Raw genomic sequence first — 17,470 nt, forward strand, 5'->3', positions numbered from 1 at the left:
TCCACACGGAATTCAAGTCGGTTGCAGCCCCTGTGGGAGCGGAGGCTCCCACAGGGGGATTCAGCAGCGGGGTTCAGGCCTCGGTCAGGTACCAGCGCCAATCCTGCTCACCCACCTCCGCCATGAACTGCCGGTACTCCGCGCGTTTCACCGCCAGGTACACCCCGAGGAAATCCTGCCCCAGCGCATCCCGGGCCCAGGCCGAGTTCTCCAGGGCGGTGAGCGAGGTCAGCCAGTCGGTCGGCAGCAGCTCCTTGGCCTGGGCATAGCCGTTGCCTTGCACCGGTTCGCCCGGGTCGAGGTTGTCCTTGATGCCGCGGTGGATGCCGGCGAGGATCGCCGCGGCCGCCAGATAGGGGTTCGCGTCGGCGCCGCAGATGCGGTGTTCGACATGCCGGGTAGGGGCCGGCCCGCCCGGCACGCGCAGGCTGACGGTGCGGTTGTCCACGCCCCAGGTCGGCGCCAGCGGCGCATAGCTGTTGGCCTGGAAGCGCCGGTAGGAGTTGGCGTTGGGGCAAAACAGCAGCAGCGAATCGAGCAGCGAGGCGAGCATGCCGCCGATGGCCGTGCGCAGCAGCGGCGTGCCGGCAGGATCCTCCGAGGCGAACAGGTTGCGCCCCTCAGCGTCCGCCAGGCTGACGTGCATGTGCATGCCGGTGCCCGCCAGGTGGTCGAACGGCTTGGCCATGAACGTCGCCTGCATGCCGTGCTTGTGCGCCACGGCCTTGACCAGCCGCTTGTAGCGCACGGCCTGGTCCATCGCCTCCAGCGCATCGCCGTGTTCAAGGGTGATTTCCACCTGGCCCGGCGCGTATTCCGAGATTGCCGTGCGGGCCGGAATGCCGTGCAGCTTGCAGGCGCTGTACAGGTCGGCGAGGAACGGCTCGATCTGCTCCAATTCACGCAGGCCGTACACCTGTGTGTGCCGCGGTCGGCCGCCGTCGGCGTCCAGCGCCGGTTGCGGCCGGCCGTTGCCGTCGCGCCGGGCGTCGAGCAGGTAGAACTCCAGCTCGCACGCCATCACCGGGTGGAAACCCTCGGCCTTCAGGCGTTCGATGACCTTGATCAGCAGGTGGCGCGGGTCGGCGATGCTGGCCGGCATGCCTTGCTGCGGGTGCATGCTGACCTGCACGGCGGCGGTCGGAATCTGCCGCCACGGCAGGCGCACCAGGCTGCCCGGCAGCGGGTAGGCGCGGCAGTCGATGTCGCCGACGTCCCACACCAGGCCTGAGTTTTCCACGTCCTCGCCGTGCACGGTCAGGCCGAGGATGGTGCTGGGCAGGGGCCGGCCGCTTTCGTACACGGCGAGCAGTTCTTCGCGGTGCAGCAGCTTGCCGCGCGGCACGCCGTTGGCGTCGAGGATGAACAGCTCGAACATGTCGATGTCGGGGTTCTGCTCCAGAAAGGTACGGGCGTCTTCAATGGCTGCGAATTTCATGTCAATCACTCACGGTGGCGCCGCACAGGCGCGCAGGTTCGGGCCGGACGCGGCAACGGGCCAAGGCCCGGGCGTTCCGGCAGGGATATCGGATGGCAAGGGGAGGGCTGTCGCGGTCCGCACGGACGCGATCAGACGGGCAGGGCAATATCCGGCGGGCGTGCGGAGTGACGCAGCTTGGAGCGGCTCAGGGCCATGGGGAGATTGACGATGCGGTTCATGCGCACCCCCGGTGAGGGAGGGCGCACGCAGAAGAGACGTTCAACGTTTGTCGTTGTTGGGGTGACGTGCTCATGACGCGTGTTTCCGTTGGCGGAAAACGTCGGCGGCGGGAGTGCCCCGCCAGGCCGGTGTGGCTGGATAGTAAGGGGGAATCCGCGCACAAGTAAACGCCTGATTCCGGCACGTCTGTCGCCGGCGTCGGCTCAGCGCAGCAGGTAGACCCCCAGCCCCGTTAGGGCGCAAACGATCAACACCTCGATCACGCCGCGCTTGAAAAAGAACAGCGCGATGGCCGCCGCCAGGGCCAGCAGCACCGAAAAGACATCGGGCCGGCCGGCGAACCCCTGGGGCCAGAACACATGCCAGGCGAAGAAGCACGCCAGGTTGAGGATCACCCCGACCACCGCCGCCGTGATCGCAGTGAGCGGCGCGGTGAACTTCAGTTCGTTGTGGGTCGACTCCACCAGCGGCCCGCCCGCCAGGATGAACAGGAACGAAGGCAGGAAGGTGAACCAGGTCACCAGCGCGGCGGCGAGCGCCCCGGCGGCGAACGCGTGTTCCGGGCCGAAGGCCGGCTGCACGTAGCCACCGACGAAGCCCACGAACGCCACCACCATGATCAGCGGCCCCGGCGTGGTCTCGCCCAACGCCAGGCCGTCGATCATCTGCGCGGGCGTCAGCCAGCCGTAGTGGCCGACCGCTCCCTGATACACGTAAGGCAACACCGCATAGGCGCCGCCGAATGTGAGCAGCGCCGCTTTGGTGAAGAACCAGCCCATCTGCGTGAACGTGCCGTGCCAGCCGAACAGCGCGGTCAGCAGCGCCATCGGCAGGCACCACAGCGCGGCGCCGGCCAACGCCAGGCGCAGCAGTTTCCCCGGATTGAATCGGGCATGCTCGGGCGGCGGGGTGTCGTCATCGATCAGGGCCGGACCGTAGGATTTCTCACCGCTGCGATGGCCGCCGGCCGTGAATCGTTGCGGCGCCCAGCGGCCGCCGACGTAGCCGATCAGCGCGGCGCCCAGCACGATCAGCGGAAAGGGCACGTTGAAGGCGAAGATCGCCACGAAGGCGGCTGCGGCGATCGCCCACAGCCAGGCGTTCTTCAGGGCCCGAGAGCCGATGCGGTGGGCCGCGTGCAGGACGATGGCAGTGACCGCCGGCTTGATCCCGTAAAACACCCCGGCCACCGCCGGCCCGTCACCGAAGGCGATGTACACCCACGACAGACCGATCAGGAGGAACAGCGACGGCAGCACGAACAGCGCCCCGGCCACCACGCCGCCCCAGGTGCGGTGCAGCAGCCAGCCGATGTACGTCGCCAGTTGCTGGGCCTCGGGGCCGGGCAGCAGCATGCAGTAGTTGAGCGCGTGCAGAAAACGCTTCTCGGAGATCCAGCGCCGGCGCTCCACCAGCTCCTGATGCATGATCGCGATCTGCCCGGCCGGGCCGCCGAAACCGATGCAGCCCAGCTTGAGCCAGAAGCGCCAGGCCTGGCGCAGGCTGACGGGGTCGGGTTTGGGCAGATCCTTGGGGGGCGTATCGCTCACCGGCGGCTCCTGGACGAGGTGTTTGGAGCGCCTATCTAATCAGGCTTTTGTGAAGCGAGGGAGTGCGTGAGCGGGCGCTGCGCTTTTTCAGTGGGAATGGGAAGGGCCTGCATGTGTGGTGAGGGCGTTTGCTCCCTCGCCACGAGGCACATTCCGCCGATCCAGTCCTGATGCCGAACTCAAGCGTGGGCCAGGCTCCAGCGGAACGCGGCGGACTGATCGCTCTCCCGGGCCTCGACCCAATGCGCGCCGGCCGGCGTGGTCTCCCGTTTCCAGAACGGCGCGCGGGTCTTGAGCACGTCCATGATGAACGCGCAGGCCTCGAACGCCGCATGCCGGTGCTTGCTGCTGACGCCGACGAACACGATCGGCTCGGTCACCGTCAGCGCGCCCACCCGGTGCACGATCTCCACCGCCAGCAGCGGCCAGCGCTCGCGGGCCTGTTCGGCGATCTGCGCCAAGGACTTCTCGGTCATGCCCGGATAGTGCTCCAGAAACAGCTCGCTCACCGGCTGGCCGACGTTCAGGTCACGCACGTAGCCGATGAAGTTCACCACTGCGCCCACCCGCGGATTCCGGGCGTGCAGGTCGGCGATCAACTGGCCGGCATCGAAGCTTTTGCGCTGGACTCGAACCCCCATGCCTCAGCCTCCAGTGACCGGCGGAAAGAACGCGATCTCGTCGAAGTCCTCGATCGCCTGGTCGGTCTGGCATAGCTCCTGGTTCACCGCGCACATCAGGTTGCCGGCGCCGAGCACCTCGCGCCACAGCTCGCCGCGGGCCATGAGCATCTGCCGCACGTCCTCGACGCAGGCCAAGGCGTCGCTGGCGGGGATCTTTTCGCCGCCCAGGTTGAGGCGGTCGCGGTAGCTGGCGAAGTAGTTGATCAGGATCATTGCGGGGTCTCCCATTGAAAGTGGCCGGAGCGGCCGCCCTGTTTGCTCAGAAGGCGGATGTCGCCGATGACCATCGCCCGGTCCACTGCCTTGCACATGTCGTAGATCGTCAGCGCGGCGACGCTGGCGGCGGTCAGCGCTTCGAGCTCGACGCCGGTCTGGCCGGTGAGGCGGCAGGTGGCGACGATCTGCACCCGGTCCGGCTCGCAGGCCTTGAGTTCGACGTGAATGGAACTGAGCAGCAGCGCATGGCACAGCGGGATCAGCTCGTGGGTGCGCTTGGCTGCCTGGATCCCGGCGATCCGCGCCACGGCGAACACGTCGCCCTTGGGGTGGCCGTTGGCCTGGATCATCCGCAGGGTCTCAGGGCGCATGTGCACCCAGGCCTGGGCGCTGGCTTCACGCCGGGTCGGCGCCTTGTCGGTGACATCGACCATGTTGGCCCGGCCCTGGTCGTCGAGGTGGGTGAGGGTGTCGCTCATTCGGGTTGCTCCTGGATCGGGCTGTAGATTCTCGGGGCGCTGCGGTGGGGGATGTGGATCAGGTTGAGCCGGTGCCGGCGCGCCCAGCGCACAGTCAGCGCGGTGGGTGCCGAGAGGCTGACCAGCGTGCCGAGGCGGGCACGCACGGCCTTGTGGATCAGCTCCAGGCTGCAGCGGCTGGTGACCGCGACGAAGCCCTGGCGAGGGTCGAGGCCGGCGAAGCGCATCGCGCCGATCAGCTTGTCGAGGGCGTTGTGGCGGCCGATGTCTTCGCGGCACAGCAAGGGTTCGCCCTCGGCGCCGAAGTACAGCGCCGCGTGCAGGGCGCCGCTGCTGCGGGCCATCGGCTGGGCCTGTTCGATGCGCTGGCGGATGCCGGCCAGGTGCGCGGCCGGCGGCAACGGGGCCGGCGGCAGGATCTCCAGTTGCGGCAACGCCTGCTCCAGCGCCTCGACGCCGCACAGGCCGCAGCCGCTGGTGCCGGCCATCTGCCGGCGGTGATCTTTGAGCGCCCAGAACGCGCGGCTGGAGATCTGCACGTCGGCCTGGCAGGCCTGGTCGAACCGGGTCAGGCGGATGTCGTAGATTTCGTCGGGGCTGTCGATGATCCCGTTGCTCAGGCTGAAGCCGCGGATGAAATCCTCGACGTCGCCCGGCGAGACCATCATCACCGCCTGGCTCAGGCCGTTGTAGGTGATGGCCAGGGCGATCTCCGCCGCCAGGGCGGCGTGGGACACCGGGGCATCGTCCAGGTATTCACGGTAGGCCACCGGCGCCGGGGCGTCGGTGGCGCTGTCGTTTGCGGTCGGTTCAATCGGGCACACCATCGGAAAAAGCCTCGCAGCGCTGAATGGGGATCAGGCTACGGAGGTCCTCGAAGTGCGTCCAATCGCTTGTTCCGATGCGGTGATTGGATTGGTCGATGATGGTGGACAGCAGGTGGTTTCAGGATCAGCTTCTCAAACCCCGGGCGCTTGAATCCCGAACATCCGCCGCGCCTCGGCGAAGCACTTCTCGGCGATGGCCGAACGCGGCTCGGTCTTGCGCATCACCAGCCCCAGCGGGGCCAGCACGCTGGCGTCCGGCAGGTTGATGAAGGCCAGGTGTTCGATGGGCTCTTCCAGCCCGCTGTCCAGCGGCATGATCGAGCAGCAGAAGCCCTGGTGGATCGCCTGCAGCAGCTGATAGGTCGAATCGCTTTCCATGATCGGCTGCGGGTTGAGCCCGCGGCTGCGGAAGCTCAGGTCGATGGATTTGCGGTAGTGCATGCCGGTGGTGATCATGCCCAGCGGCAGTTCGGCGGCGTCCTCCCAGCTCATTTCCGGGCCGTCGAAGTGGAAGTGGCGGGTGTCGTAGAGCAGGCCGACGCGGGTCTCGCCGATCTCGAAGAACTCGAAATAGTTCGGGTTGACGTGATCCAGGTAGCACACCCCAAGGTCCAGCTGGTTGTTGCCCAGGTTCTCGATGATTTCGTCCGAGCTCATCGACGTCAGGCTGTACTTCAGCTCCGGGAACGTGCCCGACAGGCCCTGGATGTAATTGACCGGGTTGAAGTTGCTCAGCGGCACCAGGCCCAGGCGCAGGCTGCCCACCAGTTGCCCCCGGCACGCGGCGGCCTCGGCGAACAGCCCGTCGTGGGCGGCCAGCAGCGTGCGGGCCCAGGCCAGCACCCGTTCGCCGGCCTGGGTGAAGCCTTCGAAGCGCTGGCCGCGGTTGACCAGCACCAGATCCAGTTCATCTTCCAGGTTGCGCAGGCGCATCGACAGGGTCGGCTGGGTGATGTGGCAGCGGGCGGCGGCCTGGCCGAAGTGGCGGGTCTCGTCCAGCGCGATCAGGAACTTGAGTTGTTTGATGTCCATGACGGCACCTGCTCGATGGGAAAGTGGGTATGAGTATTGACGCAGATGCGCAGTGCGCACGGGCCGCGCAGGGCGCCACGATCCCATCCGTCGCGCCGTGCGTCCAATCGGAGGTTTTTAACGGCCTATCGACGGTCTCTATCGGGCCCGTTCCCAGGGGGGCGGACGAGGGTCGCAACAGGCCGGAAACGGTCGATAGAGCGGGTCGATAGAGCGGTTGGTTAGAGTGATTAGACACTCCTCATAAGTGGCACTTAGGCTCTGGTTCAGTTGAATCGATAACTGCCGGAGAATTCCCGTGAGTGCCAAATCGGATGCCCTGTTCGTTCCCCTGAATATTGCCGTGCTGACGGTCAGCGATACCCGCGACTACGCCAGCGACACGTCCGGCCAGTTGCTGGTCAGCCGTCTGTTGGAGGCCGGCCACACCCTCAGCGAGCGCAACCTGCTCAAGGATGACCTGTACAAGATCCGCGCCCAGGTGGCGAACTGGATCGCCGACGACGGCATCCAGGTGGTGCTGATCACCGGCGGCACCGGGTTCACCGGCCGCGACAGCACGCCGGAAGCGGTGGCCTGCCTGCTGGACAAGCAGATCGACGGCTTCGGCGAGCTGTTCCGCGCCATCTCGATTCTCGACATCGGCACCTCCACCGTGCAGAGCCGTGCGCTGGCCGGGCTGTCCAACGGCACCCTGGTGTGCTGCCTGCCGGGCTCGACCGGCGCCTGCCGCACCGCGTGGGAAGGCATCCTGGCCGAGCAGTTGGACAACCGTCACCGCCCGTGCAATTTCGTCCCGCACCTCAAGCCGGTGCAGGCCTGCGGGCCGCGCGGATGAGCCGCGCGCCGTTGATGCCGGTCGAGGAAGCCCTCGACCAATTGTTGGCGATGGCCGACGCGCAACGTCTGCCGGACAGCGAACCGGTGCCGCTCGACGAGGCGAGGGGACGGGTGCTGGCCAGCGACCTGGTGGCGACCCTGGACCTGCCGCCCTGGCCGAACAGCGCCATGGACGGCTACGCCTTGAGCTTGGCCGACCTGCACCGCCAGCCACTGGCCGTGTCCCAGCGGGCCTATGCCGGTCTGGCGCCGGATGCGCTGCTGCCCGGCACCTGCGCGCGGATCTTCACCGGCGCGCCGGTGCCGCCGGGGGCCGACTGCGTGGAGATGCAAGAGAACACCGAAGTGCTGGAGGACGGCCGGGTGCGTTTTCTGCAACCGCTGAAGGCCGGCCAGAACATCCGCCCCCAAGGCCAGGAAAACCGGGCCGGCGATGTGCTGCTGCGCGCGGGCAAATGCCTGGGGCCGTTCGAGTTGGCGGTGGCGGCGGGGCAAGGCATGACGCACCTGCCGGTGGTGCGCCGCCCGCGGGTGGCGTTGCTGTCCACCGGTGATGAACTGGTCGAGCCCGGCCAACCGCTGCGCCCCGGCAGCATCTACAACAGCAACCGCACGCTGCTCAGCCATTGGTTGGGCGAGCTGGGCTGCGAGGTGATCGACGCCGGCATCCTGCCGGACCGTCCGGCGCAGACACGGCTCAAGCTTGAGCAGTTGCAGGTGGCCGCGGACCTGATCCTCACCACCGGCGGCGTGTCGGCGGGGGATGCCGACTGCCTCGGCCAGGTGCTGCGCGACGACGGCAAACCGCTGCTGTGGAAGTTGGCGATCAAACCCGGCAAGCCGCTGACGGTGGGCCGCTTCGGCGCCGTGCCGGTGATCGGCCTGCCGGGCAATCCGACGTCGGCGCTGGTGACGTTCGGCTTGCTGGCGCGGCCGTATCTGCTGCGCATCCAGGGCGTGGAAGAGGTGATGCCGCTGAGCGTCACGGTGGCCGCCGGCTTCGACTGGCCCAAGCCCGGCAGTCGCCGCGAGTACCTGCGGGTGCGGCTGGAGGCGGGACGGGCGGTGCTGTACCCGAACCAGAGCTCCGGCGTGCTGCTGGGCGCGACCTGGGCGGACGGCCTGGCGGAGATCCCCGAGCATACGACCCACCGTGCGGGCGACCCGTTGCGTTTCATTCCCTTCAGCGAACTGTTCTGAGCCCTGTGCGGGTTGAACGCTGAACCCTGCGCGGCGCCTCGACGGGCGCCATCGCCAGCAGGCTGGCTCCCACAGGTTTGTGTCGTTCACGGATTGAGCGAGGACCCTGTGGGCGCTGGCCCTGCAAGGCATGGCGGCCGTGTCGGCGACTACACTGTCCAGCCATTCGCAATCCGCAAGGAATGATTCCGGCGCTCCACAGTCGGAGTTCAGGTATCCGCCTACCCAGGAGCTTCACCGATGAACAGCAAAACCCTGATCGCCACCCTGGCCCTGGCCGCCGGCCTCGCCGCCACCGGAACACCCCTGCAAGCGGCCGAGACCTCCAGCGCCCCGAGCGTGCAGTCCCCGACCGGCAACCGCGCCTTGAAGGTCCACGACCGCGCTCCGGACCTCTACCAACGCAACGAAAAGGCAATCACCGACTGGCGCCGCAAAGGCCTCAGGGATCCCGAGCCACAGGCGCAATGGGTACAGATCGACGACAAATACGTGATGGTGATGATCACCAACGGGACCATTGTTGAGATTCAGCCGGTGGTGCGTTGAGCCTGTGGCCGCACTTGGTCAGGGAAGACTGATTGCACACCCAAATCCTGAGCGTCACTCGACGCGAGTGCCGCTCAACACCTGACCGCCCCCCAACCGATACTGATTGTTCCCGCTGCGCTTGGCCTCGTACATCGCGAGGTCAGCGATGTGCAGCAGGCGATCCATGGTCGGCGCATGGTCGGGAAACACCGCGACCCCCAGGCTGCTGCCGATGTGGCGCTGGTCGTTGCCGATGGTGATCGGCGGGGACAGTTCGACGAAGATCTTCTGGCAGATGCGGCGGGCTTCGTCCGGCAGGTTCAGGCCCGGCGCCAGGCCCTGGAGGATGACCACGAACTCGTCGCCGCCGATCCGCGCGACAGTGTCGCTGGCGCGCAGGATGCGCTTGAGGCGGGTGGCGGTGGTGATCAGCACGCGGTCGCCGGCGGCGTGGCCGTAACGGTCGTTGATTGCCTTGAAGCCGTTGAGGTCCACGAACACCAGGGCCACACGGGTCGCGGTGAGCCGCGCCTGCTCCAGCGCCTGAGACAGGCGTTCCTCCAGCACCAGGCGATTGGGCAGGCCCGTCAGCGGGTCGAAGTGGGCCAGGTGCTGAAGGTAACTGGCCGAGGCCTTCTCCTCGGTGATGTCGCGCACCACGCCCATCATCTTGATCATCGTGTCGTGGTCGTTCTTCACCACGTTGCCGGTTTCCCGCAGCCAGCGGATGGTGCCGTCGGGCCAGACCACACGGTATTCCTCGTCGTGGTTCTCGCCGGTCTCCAGGCACCGCAGCTCGCCGGCCCGCACCTTGGCGCGGTCGTCCGGATGCACGCAGGAGCAGAACAGCGCGTAGGAGGGCGTCACTTCACCGATCTTGAACCCGAACATGCCGAAGATCGCGTCCGACCAATACAACCGGTCCGTGTCGACCTCCCAATCCCAGGTGCCGATCCGGGCAAAATACTGACTGCGCTTGAAACGCTCGGCGTCGCCGTCCTGCCGGATGTGCGGGCCCTCGGCGGCGCGGGTCAGCAGTTCGCGGTACTCGGCGAGCTGCCGGCGCAAGGCTCGCTCGCGCCGGATCAAGACAATGATCACAGCCAGCATGACGGTGCCGAGGGCCAGGCTGATCCAGAATTGAGTCATTCAAGCGCTGCCGTCATGGCGTATCGGTCCGAGAGTGATGGCGGGTGGCTATCTTAAATCACACGACAATTGGGATGCATCGCATTCTTCCTGATCGGCACTAGACTTGTCGGTTATGCAATGAACGCGGCCACAGGCCTTTGGCAGGGAGACTATCGGTGTGACTCAGCCAAGCACGACAGCGGGAGTGCCTTCGGCAGACGGTTCGCCGTTGTCCACTCACTTCGGCGGGCCGACCCTCTTGTTTGGCGCCTATCTGTTTTTCTATTCCTGGCTGCATCTGTTTTATTACTTCAAGACGTTCGGCATTTCCCTGATCTCGCTGGACATCTCCATTTATTTTTATCTTGCGTTCGCTTGGACGGCCGCGAAGCTGTTCGGCGTGTGGGTTCCGATCATTCTGGCGGTGGGAGCCATTGTTTACGTCGGGCTGAACAGTGCCTGGGCGCTTGATCAGAAACCGTTCTGGCATTTCATTCATAAAGTGCTGTTTGTGCTGTTTCTGGTCGGCGGCTTATGGGGCACAGCCAGTCTGGCCGAGTATTTCGGCACCTTGCAGGCGCAGCAGGTGCGGGACGGCGGTGTGCTGCGCCCCGTTCAACTGCATTTCGAGGAAAAGTACGCGAAGGTTTTCCCTGCGGTGCTTGGGCAGCCTCTACAGACAAAAGACAGCGCGACGGAAGCCGTACTGCTCATCGAAACCGACACGACGTATTACGTGCTGGTGCAAAAAGTGCTGATGAGGACAAACAGCCAACCGCAGCGTTATGACTCGTTCGGCAATGTTTACCAGATACCCAAGAAACAAGTGTCCTACATCGGATATGAAATACCTGACGGCACACGGATCGCCCGGAAGCGCTTCGACTGGCTTCCGTGACGGCAACACTGATTGGATCGATGGCAGGTGTGTGATGAATAAACACGTGATCACGCTGATGTTGACGTTGCTGGCCTATGGCGCCCAGGGCGAACAGATCTTGAAGTTGCCCACCGGTGAAAAGTACCTGGGGCTGGCGACATCCGACCAGTCAGGCATTTTCGTCGACTGCAACAAAGAGCCTCATCGTCTGGCGGACGGTGAGATACAGCCCACCAGCCAGACGTGTGTAGGCAGCGGCGGCATTTATGCGTGGGATCCGACGCTGATAACGATTTCCCCCCTTGAAGTCGTCAGCGTCGATGCGAAGAAAAAACAGATCGAAGTGCGTGAAGGCGATACCGTCAAACTCCTGGATCTGCATGGCATTCCCCCGTCGCGTTTTACTGAATTCACAATAGGCAGTCAGATTGGCGTGGTCGCCGACAAGAAGCGCAGTGCCAACACTTCAATCGTGACAGAGGCGATTTTCGACAAGGACTTCGCCGTGGATGCCAAAGACAAGCAGGACAAAAGCATGGCCTGGAAGCAGGGCCATCCGGACGCCGGGGCCATGTAATGAGTTGCCGAGCGAGTGTTTTTCTGAGAAAAGCCTCCGCTCAATACTCGGAATAAAGCACTGCCATGAACGAACAGCTTCAAGTTATCGATCTGCAGGTGGGCGAAGGCAAGGCCGCCGTCAAAGGCGCATTGATCACCACCCAATACACCGGCTGGCTGGAGGACGGCACCGAGTTCGACTCGTCCTGGAGCCGGGGCAAGCCGTTCCAGTGCGTGATCGGCACCGGTCGGGTGATCAAGGGCTGGGACCAAGGCCTGATGGGCATGCAAGTGGGCGGCAAGCGCAAACTGCTGGTGCCGGCGCACCTGGGGTACGGCGAGCGCACGATGGGCAAGATCCCGCCGAACTCGAACCTGGTGTTTGAGATTGAGTTGCTGGAAGTGTTGACGCGGGAGGATTGAGCCAGGGCTCATGTTTGGCGGTCGGTGGGCCGACGTCATCGCGAGCAGGCTCGCTCCCACAGAGGAGTGCAGTCACCCTGTGGGAGCGAGCCTGCTCGCGATGAACGAAGACGCGGTCTTTCAGGCGGCCATCGCCTTTGCTTCCAGCCGGTGGAACGCTGAGGTTTCCCATGACGGGAACCGGCGTTTCAGCCGTTCGAGCGTGGGCAACAGTTGTTCCGGATCCAGCGCATCGAGCTGTCCGAGTGCCTGCACGGCGGACGCCACCACCGATTCCCTTTCACTTTCGTAGAGCGCCAGGCAGGTTCTTTGGGCCCAGCGGTGATCCCGCTCGTTGAGGCCGATGGCCATCAGGGCCGCGACGACGTGCGCATCTGGTTGATGAGGCATGGTCGGTTCTCCCGGTGTGTGGCGAGGAACGAGCGCCCTCGCCACGGGGTTGCTCAGCGGTTGGGCGGATCGATGTTGTCGAGGGCGCGGTTGACGGCCAGTTCACCCAGCATCACCACTTGGGCGATGCCCAGCACGGTGTTGCGGTAGGGCGGTTCCAGCAGGGCGGCGAAGTCGTTGAGCAGGGTGTTGGCCGAGGCCATGGATTCGCAGGCGTGGGCCAGCAGGGATTCCTGATCCATGTCCGGGGCGATGAGGAACATCGGCCGGGATCTTCGTCGTTTCGGGGCTTCAGGCTTGAGGTAGTGGTCGAGGGCGCGCTCGGCGGCTTCGTGGAGCTTGCGGGAGTCGGGGGTGGAGTAGGGCGACGTTGGATCGGATTCGTCTGTTTCTGCTTCTGGCGGATTAGGCGTGTACTTGAACATATGTGAGACCTCGAAGATTAAGGCTGCCCACCCGTCGCGACTAATCGAGGGGGAGGCGGCTGTACGCAGGTTAGTCGACCGGCAGGTCTCACGAATCCGGCGCGCCCGAAGGCGCCCTGCGTACAGCCACCATAGAGAGCAGGTACTGAAAAACCCGCCTGAATGGCTGCTTTACAATTCGTGAGACGTCGGGCGACTAAACCCGATCACTGACCCTTCAGTGACGCGAATCAAGTTACCGACGCCCCCCAAACCGCACAAGCCGGCGGATTCTGGCGCAGTTGTAGGCAAAGGCGCAAGGCAACGTAGCCTGGCGGATGATGCTGAAATGATGCTTGGTTTTTCGGGGGGGGGGGGCAGGCCGTCCAGCCCTGTGGTGCCCTCACTGACGCCATCGCCAGCAGGCTGGCTCCCACAGGGTACTGCGGTGAACTCAGATTCAGCATCCACCCGCGCCCCTCTGTGGGAGCCAGCCTGCTGACGATGGCGCCGGTAAAGGTAATGCAGGCTGAGACCGGAGCAGGGATCTCGCGGCCCTCCATTCATCCCTTCCCCCGAAAACCACCTTGCCAGGCCCGGGCCGAACGGCGATCATCGCGCCCAATATAGGTGTAGGGGGTATAGGTATGTCGCACACGCACGAACACAAGACCGAGCTGCTCAACCGGGTGCGGCGCATCGCCGGCCAGGTGCAGGCGGTGGAGCGGTCGCTGGAGGCCGAGGCCGACTGCGGCAAGACCCTGCACCTGATGGCGGCGATCCGTGGGGCGGTCAACGGCCTGATGGAGCAGTTCATCGAGGCCCATGCCCGTGAGCACGTCGCCCACCCCGACCTCAGCGACGAAGCCCGCGCCCAAGGCGTGGAAGAGTTGCTGCAAGCCATCCGCCGTTATTCAAAGTGAGCCCACACGCCATGACGCCCAACGCTCAACGCTTCGCCCACGACCATCAGTTCCTCGGCGCCTCCCACGACGAGAACGCCCGCCGCACCCTGTGGGTGGTGGCGCTGACCTTCGTGATGATGATCGGCGAAATCGCCGCCGGGTATGTCACCGGCTCCATGGCGCTGCTGGCCGACGGTTTCCACATGGCGACCCACGCCGGCGCCTTGGGCATTGCGGCGGCGGCCTATGGGTTCGCCCGGCGCAACGCCAGCAACCGCCGCTACAGTTTCGGCACCGGCAAGGTCGGTGACCTGGCCGGCTTCGCGTCGGCCATGGTGCTGGGGCTGGTGTCGCTCGGCATCGCCGGCGAATCGGCCCTGCGCCTGTTCCAGCCGACCACGGTGGCCTTCGGCGAAGCCACGGTGATCGCGGTGGTGGGGTTGGCGGTCAACCTGGTCAGTGCCTTCATGTTGATGGGCCATCACGGCCATGACCACGGGCATCACCATGAACACGGCCACGACCATGCTCATCATCACCATCACGACAACAACCTCCGCTCGGCCTACATGCACGTACTGGCCGACGCGCTGACCTCGGTGCTGGCCATCGCCGCGCTGCTGGCGGGCCGGTATCTGGGTTGGGTGTGGCTGGATCCGGTGATGGGCATCGTCGGCGCCGTGGTCATCGCCAAGTGGGCGTACACCCTGATGCGCGACAGCGCCGCCGTGCTGCTCGACGCCACCGACGAGCCGGTGGCCGAAGAGATCCGCGAGCTGCTGGAAGCCTCGGACGATGTGCGCATCAGCGACCTGCACGTCTGGCAGGTCGGCCCGCAGGCGCGGGCGGCCATCGTCAGCGTGGTGGCGGCCGCCGGCGTCAGCGCCGAGGCGATCCGCGAGCGTCTGGCGCCGGTGCATGAGCTGTCGCACCTGACCGTCGAACTGCGCAGCGCCTGACCTGCGGCACGCCGAAAGGCTGACGTACGGGCATTAAAAAGCCCCTCACCGATCGCTCGGAGAGGGGCTTTTGCGTTGCCGGGCGTCAGGTCAGACCTTGACGATCCAGCCCGCCGGCGCTTCGATGTCGCCGGTCTGCACGCCGGTCAGCTCTTTGTAGAGCTTCTGGGTGACCGGGCCGACTTCGGTTTCGCTGTGGAACACGTGCAGGTGGTCCTGGTAGCTGATGCCGCCGATCGGGGTGATCACGGCGGCGGTGCCGCAGGCGCCGGCTTCTTTGAAGTCCGACAGCTTGTCGATGAACACGTCGCCTTCGACCACTTCCAGGCCCAGGCGGGTCTTGGCCAGTTCGATCAGCGACAGGCGGGTGATGCCCGGCAGCACCGACGGCGAGTTCGGGGTGACGAACTTGTTGTCGTGGGTGATCCCGAAGAAGTTGGCCGAACCGACTTCCTCGATTTTCTTGTGGGTCAGCGGATCCAGGTAGATGGCGTCGGCGAAGTGCGCCTTCTTGGCCTGGGAGCCCGGCATCAGGCTGGCCGCGTAGTTGCCGCCGACCTTGGCGGCGCCGGTGCCTTGCGGGGCGGCGCGGTCGAAGGTGGAGATCTGGAAGTTGTGCGGGGTCAGGCCGCCCTTGAAGTAGGCGCCGACCGGGATCGCGAACACCGAGAAGATGAACTCCGGCGCGGTGCGCACGCCGATGTTGTCACCCACGCCGATCACGAACGGACGCAGGTACAGCGCGCCGCCGGTGCCGTACGGCGGGATGAAGCGCTCGTTGGCGCGGACCACTTGCTTGCACGCCTCGATGAACTGCTCGGTGGACACGTGCGGCATCAGCAGGCGGGCGCAGCTGCGCTGCATGCGGGCGGCGTTCTGGTCCGGGCGGAACAGGTTGATCGAGCCGTCCTTGCAACGGTAGGCCTTCAGGCCTTCGAAGCACTGCTGGCCATAGTGAAGGGCGGTGGAGCCTTCGCTGATGTGCAGCACGTTGTCTTCGGTCAGGGTGCCTTTGTCCCACTCGCCGTTGCGAAAGTACGACAGATAGCGTTTGTCGGTCTTGATGTAGTCAAAACCCAGCTTGTCCCAATTGATGCTTTCGTTACCCATGACACCCTCTATCACTGAACAACCGTCGAAACGGTCAAGGCTTCTGACGTTTTTTTGGATGGGCACAACAATACTTCATTCTGATCCGGTTTCGCAGCCCGGACTATCGGATGACGGGCAGATAAATCGTGTCGCCCTTGAGAAATCGCGGGCAAGCCCGCTCCCACAGGCCTTGCGGTGACCGCAGATTCTGCGGGCAGCCTGATCCCCTGTAGGAATCAGCCCGCCGCATCAGTGTTCACGACACAAAACCTGTGGGAGCGGGCTTGCCCGCGAAGGGGGCCATCACTGCCCCCCCTCTATCTTCCTGAATCAAATGTGCAAGGCATGCCCCAAGGCCCGCAGCGCCGCTTCCTGCACCGCCTCGCCCAGGGTCGGGTGGGCGTGGATGGTGCCGCCGATGTCTTCCAGCCGCGCACCCATCTCCAGGCTCTGGGCAAACGCCGTGGACAGCTCCGACACGCCGACGCCGACCGCTTGCCAGCCGACGATCACATGGTTGTCGCGGCGGGCGACCACCCGCACGAAGCCGCTTTTGGACTCCAGCGTCATGGCCCGGCCGTTGGCCGCGAACGGGAAGCTCGACACGATGCAGTCCAGCCCTGCGGCCTTGGCCTCGTCCGGCGTCTTGCCGACCACCACCAGCTCCGGGTCGGTGAAGCACACGGCGGCGATGGCGGTGGGGTTGAACTCGCGGGTCTTGCCGCTGATCAGCTCGGCGACCATTTCGCCCTGGGCCATGGCGCGGTGGGCCAGCATCGGCTCGCCGGCCACGTCGCCGATGGCGTAGACGTTGCGCATGCTGGTCTGGCAGCGGCTATCGATCTTGATCGAGGCGCCGTTCATCTGAAGGTTCAGCGCTTCGAGGTTCCAGCCCTGGGTGTTGGGCTTGCGGCCGACGGCCACCAGCACCTGGTCGGTTTCCAGGTTCAGGGTTTCGCCGTTCGGGTCGCGCACTTGCAGTTTGCCGTCGAAGCCCAGGACGCTGTGCTTGAGGTACAGCTTCACGCCCAGTTGCTTGAGGGCTTCGTGCACCGGTTGGGTCAGTTCGGCGTCGTAGGCCGGCAGGATCCTGTCCTGGGCCTCGACCACGCTGACTTCGGCGCCGAGCTTGCGGTAGGCGATGCCCAGTTCCAGGCCGATGTAGCCGCCGCCGACCACGATCAGGCGCTTGGGCACCGACGTGGGCGCCAGGGCTTCGGTGGACGAGATGATCGGCCCGCCGATCGGCAGCATCGGCAGGTCGACGGTCTTCGAGCCGGTGGCCAGCACCAGGTGTTCGCACTGGATGCGGGTGTCGCCGACCTCGACGGTCTTGCCGTCGATGACCTTGGCCCAGCCATTGATGACCTGCACTTTGTTCTTCTTCAGCAGCGCCGCCACGCCGGTGGTCAGGCGGTCGACGATGCCGTCCTTCCACTCGACGCTCTTGCCGATGTCGAGGGTCGGCGCGCCGACGCTGATGCCCAGCGCCGAATGCTGGCTGTGGTGCTGCGTCTGCTGGAACTGCTCGGCCACATGGATCAGGGCCTTGGACGGAATGCAGCCGATGTTCAGGCAGGTGCCGCCCAGCGAGCGGCCTTCGACCAGGATGGTCGAGATGCCGAGCTGGCCGGCGCGGATCGCCGTCACGTAGCCGCCGGGGCCGCCGCCGATGATCAGCAGGGTGGTGTTCAGGGTTTGCATGCGTGC

Annotated in this window: 20 protein-coding genes; 8 read left to right on the forward strand and 12 right to left on the reverse strand. The window is 65.4% G+C overall.

From position 1 onward, the window contains the following. Nucleotides 1-73 precede the first annotated feature (73 nt). From CAG31_RS17445 to CAG31_RS17475, 7 genes are all read right to left on the reverse strand, one after another. Nucleotides 74-1,438: a glutamine synthetase family protein gene (locus tag CAG31_RS17445; protein WP_085583358.1), complete on the reverse strand. Its 1,365-nt coding sequence runs from the start codon at nt 1,436-1,438 to the stop codon at nt 74-76. Nucleotides 1,439-1,863: 425 nt separating this feature from the next. Next, nucleotides 1,864-3,210 (reverse strand): chromate efflux transporter, encoded by a 1,347-nt coding sequence (gene chrA, locus CAG31_RS17450; protein ID WP_085583360.1) that lies wholly within the window; start codon nt 3,208-3,210, stop codon nt 1,864-1,866. 179 nt (nt 3,211-3,389) lie between these two features. Further along, nucleotides 3,390-3,851 carry a molybdopterin synthase catalytic subunit MoaE gene (moaE, locus tag CAG31_RS17455; RefSeq protein ID WP_085583362.1) on the reverse strand — a complete coding sequence of 154 codons (462 nt, stop codon included), beginning with the start codon at nt 3,849-3,851 and terminating at the stop codon, nt 3,390-3,392. Nucleotides 3,852-3,854: 3 nt separating this feature from the next. Then, the gene (locus CAG31_RS17460; RefSeq protein WP_085583364.1) at nt 3,855-4,106 is read right to left on the reverse strand and encodes a MoaD/ThiS family protein; all 252 of its coding nucleotides are present in this window, start codon (nt 4,104-4,106) and stop codon (nt 3,855-3,857) included. Further along, nucleotides 4,103-4,588: a cyclic pyranopterin monophosphate synthase MoaC gene (moaC, locus tag CAG31_RS17465; protein ID WP_085583365.1), complete on the reverse strand. Its 486-nt coding sequence runs from the start codon at nt 4,586-4,588 to the stop codon at nt 4,103-4,105. Before moaC ends, CAG31_RS17460 begins: the two co-directional genes overlap by 4 nt. Then, a complete protein-coding gene (gene fdhD, locus CAG31_RS17470) occupies nt 4,585-5,415 on the reverse strand; it encodes a formate dehydrogenase accessory sulfurtransferase FdhD (RefSeq protein WP_085583367.1) in 831 nt (276 codons plus the stop codon). Before fdhD ends, moaC begins: the two co-directional genes overlap by 4 nt. Before the next feature lie 132 nt (nt 5,416-5,547). Then, entirely contained in the window at nt 5,548-6,447 is a 900-nt protein-coding gene (locus tag CAG31_RS17475; RefSeq protein ID WP_085583369.1) for a LysR family transcriptional regulator, read from the reverse strand. Nucleotides 6,448-6,745: 298 nt separating this feature from the next. Between CAG31_RS17475 and moaB the strand changes: the two genes are divergently transcribed. The 3 genes from moaB (at nt 6,746) to CAG31_RS17490 (ending at nt 9,036) form a co-directional block, all read left to right on the forward strand. Next, nucleotides 6,746-7,285: a molybdenum cofactor biosynthesis protein B gene (gene moaB, locus CAG31_RS17480; protein ID WP_085583371.1), complete on the forward strand. Its 540-nt coding sequence runs from the start codon at nt 6,746-6,748 to the stop codon at nt 7,283-7,285. Next, nucleotides 7,282-8,487: a gephyrin-like molybdotransferase Glp gene (gene glp / locus CAG31_RS17485; RefSeq protein ID WP_085583373.1), complete on the forward strand. Its 1,206-nt coding sequence runs from the start codon at nt 7,282-7,284 to the stop codon at nt 8,485-8,487. Before moaB ends, glp begins: the two co-directional genes overlap by 4 nt. A 240-nt stretch (nt 8,488-8,727) precedes the next feature. Beyond that, the gene (locus CAG31_RS17490; RefSeq protein ID WP_085583375.1) at nt 8,728-9,036 is read left to right on the forward strand and encodes an RcnB family protein; all 309 of its coding nucleotides are present in this window, start codon (nt 8,728-8,730) and stop codon (nt 9,034-9,036) included. Between the two features lie 54 nt (nt 9,037-9,090). Here the strand turns inward: CAG31_RS17490 and CAG31_RS17495 are convergent, their stop codons facing one another. Beyond that, the gene (locus CAG31_RS17495; protein WP_085583377.1) at nt 9,091-10,167 is read right to left on the reverse strand and encodes a sensor domain-containing diguanylate cyclase; all 1,077 of its coding nucleotides are present in this window, start codon (nt 10,165-10,167) and stop codon (nt 9,091-9,093) included. A gap of 160 nt (nt 10,168-10,327) precedes the next feature. Between CAG31_RS17495 and CAG31_RS17500 the strand changes: the two genes are divergently transcribed. The 3 genes from CAG31_RS17500 (at nt 10,328) to CAG31_RS17510 (ending at nt 12,010) form a co-directional block, all read left to right on the forward strand. Beyond that, on the forward strand, nt 10,328-11,047 hold the full coding sequence (locus CAG31_RS17500) for a hypothetical protein (RefSeq protein WP_139831360.1): 720 nt from the start codon (nt 10,328-10,330) through the stop codon (nt 11,045-11,047). 34 nt (nt 11,048-11,081) lie between these two features. After that, complete coding sequence (locus CAG31_RS17505; protein ID WP_085583381.1) at nt 11,082-11,606, forward strand: hypothetical protein; 525 nt, start codon at nt 11,082-11,084, stop codon at nt 11,604-11,606. 65 nt (nt 11,607-11,671) lie between these two features. Then, complete coding sequence (locus CAG31_RS17510) at nt 11,672-12,010, forward strand: FKBP-type peptidyl-prolyl cis-trans isomerase (RefSeq protein ID WP_085583383.1); 339 nt, start codon at nt 11,672-11,674, stop codon at nt 12,008-12,010. 120 nt (nt 12,011-12,130) lie between these two features. Here CAG31_RS17510 and CAG31_RS17515 read toward each other — a convergent pair whose 3' ends face one another. After that, a complete protein-coding gene (locus CAG31_RS17515; protein WP_085583385.1) occupies nt 12,131-12,400 on the reverse strand; it encodes a hypothetical protein in 270 nt (89 codons plus the stop codon). Nucleotides 12,401-12,453: 53 nt separating this feature from the next. Beyond that, nucleotides 12,454-12,825 carry a DUF6124 family protein gene (locus tag CAG31_RS17520; protein ID WP_085583387.1) on the reverse strand — a complete coding sequence of 124 codons (372 nt, stop codon included), beginning with the start codon at nt 12,823-12,825 and terminating at the stop codon, nt 12,454-12,456. 626 nt (nt 12,826-13,451) lie between these two features. Between CAG31_RS17520 and CAG31_RS17525 the strand changes: the two genes are divergently transcribed. Next, complete coding sequence (locus tag CAG31_RS17525; protein ID WP_085583389.1) at nt 13,452-13,727, forward strand: metal/formaldehyde-sensitive transcriptional repressor; 276 nt, start codon at nt 13,452-13,454, stop codon at nt 13,725-13,727. Nucleotides 13,728-13,738: 11 nt separating this feature from the next. After that, complete coding sequence (dmeF, locus tag CAG31_RS17530; RefSeq protein ID WP_085583391.1) at nt 13,739-14,668, forward strand: CDF family Co(II)/Ni(II) efflux transporter DmeF; 930 nt, start codon at nt 13,739-13,741, stop codon at nt 14,666-14,668. A gap of 90 nt (nt 14,669-14,758) precedes the next feature. On the opposite strand, the gene CAG31_RS17535 is transcribed toward dmeF, so the two are convergent. After that, nucleotides 14,759-15,778, reverse strand: a complete 1,020-nt coding sequence (locus CAG31_RS17535; RefSeq protein ID WP_085583393.1) for a branched-chain amino acid aminotransferase — start codon at nt 15,776-15,778, stop codon at nt 14,759-14,761. Nucleotides 15,779-16,090: 312 nt separating this feature from the next. Then, nucleotides 16,091-17,464 carry a dihydrolipoyl dehydrogenase gene (gene lpdA / locus CAG31_RS17540; protein ID WP_085583396.1) on the reverse strand — a complete coding sequence of 458 codons (1,374 nt, stop codon included), beginning with the start codon at nt 17,462-17,464 and terminating at the stop codon, nt 16,091-16,093. Nucleotides 17,465-17,470 lie beyond the last annotated feature (6 nt).

Origin of the sequence: Pseudomonas sp. R25(2017), assembly GCF_002112565.1 — a bacterium.
GTDB lineage: Bacteria > Pseudomonadota > Gammaproteobacteria > Pseudomonadales > Pseudomonadaceae > Aquipseudomonas > Aquipseudomonas ekonensis.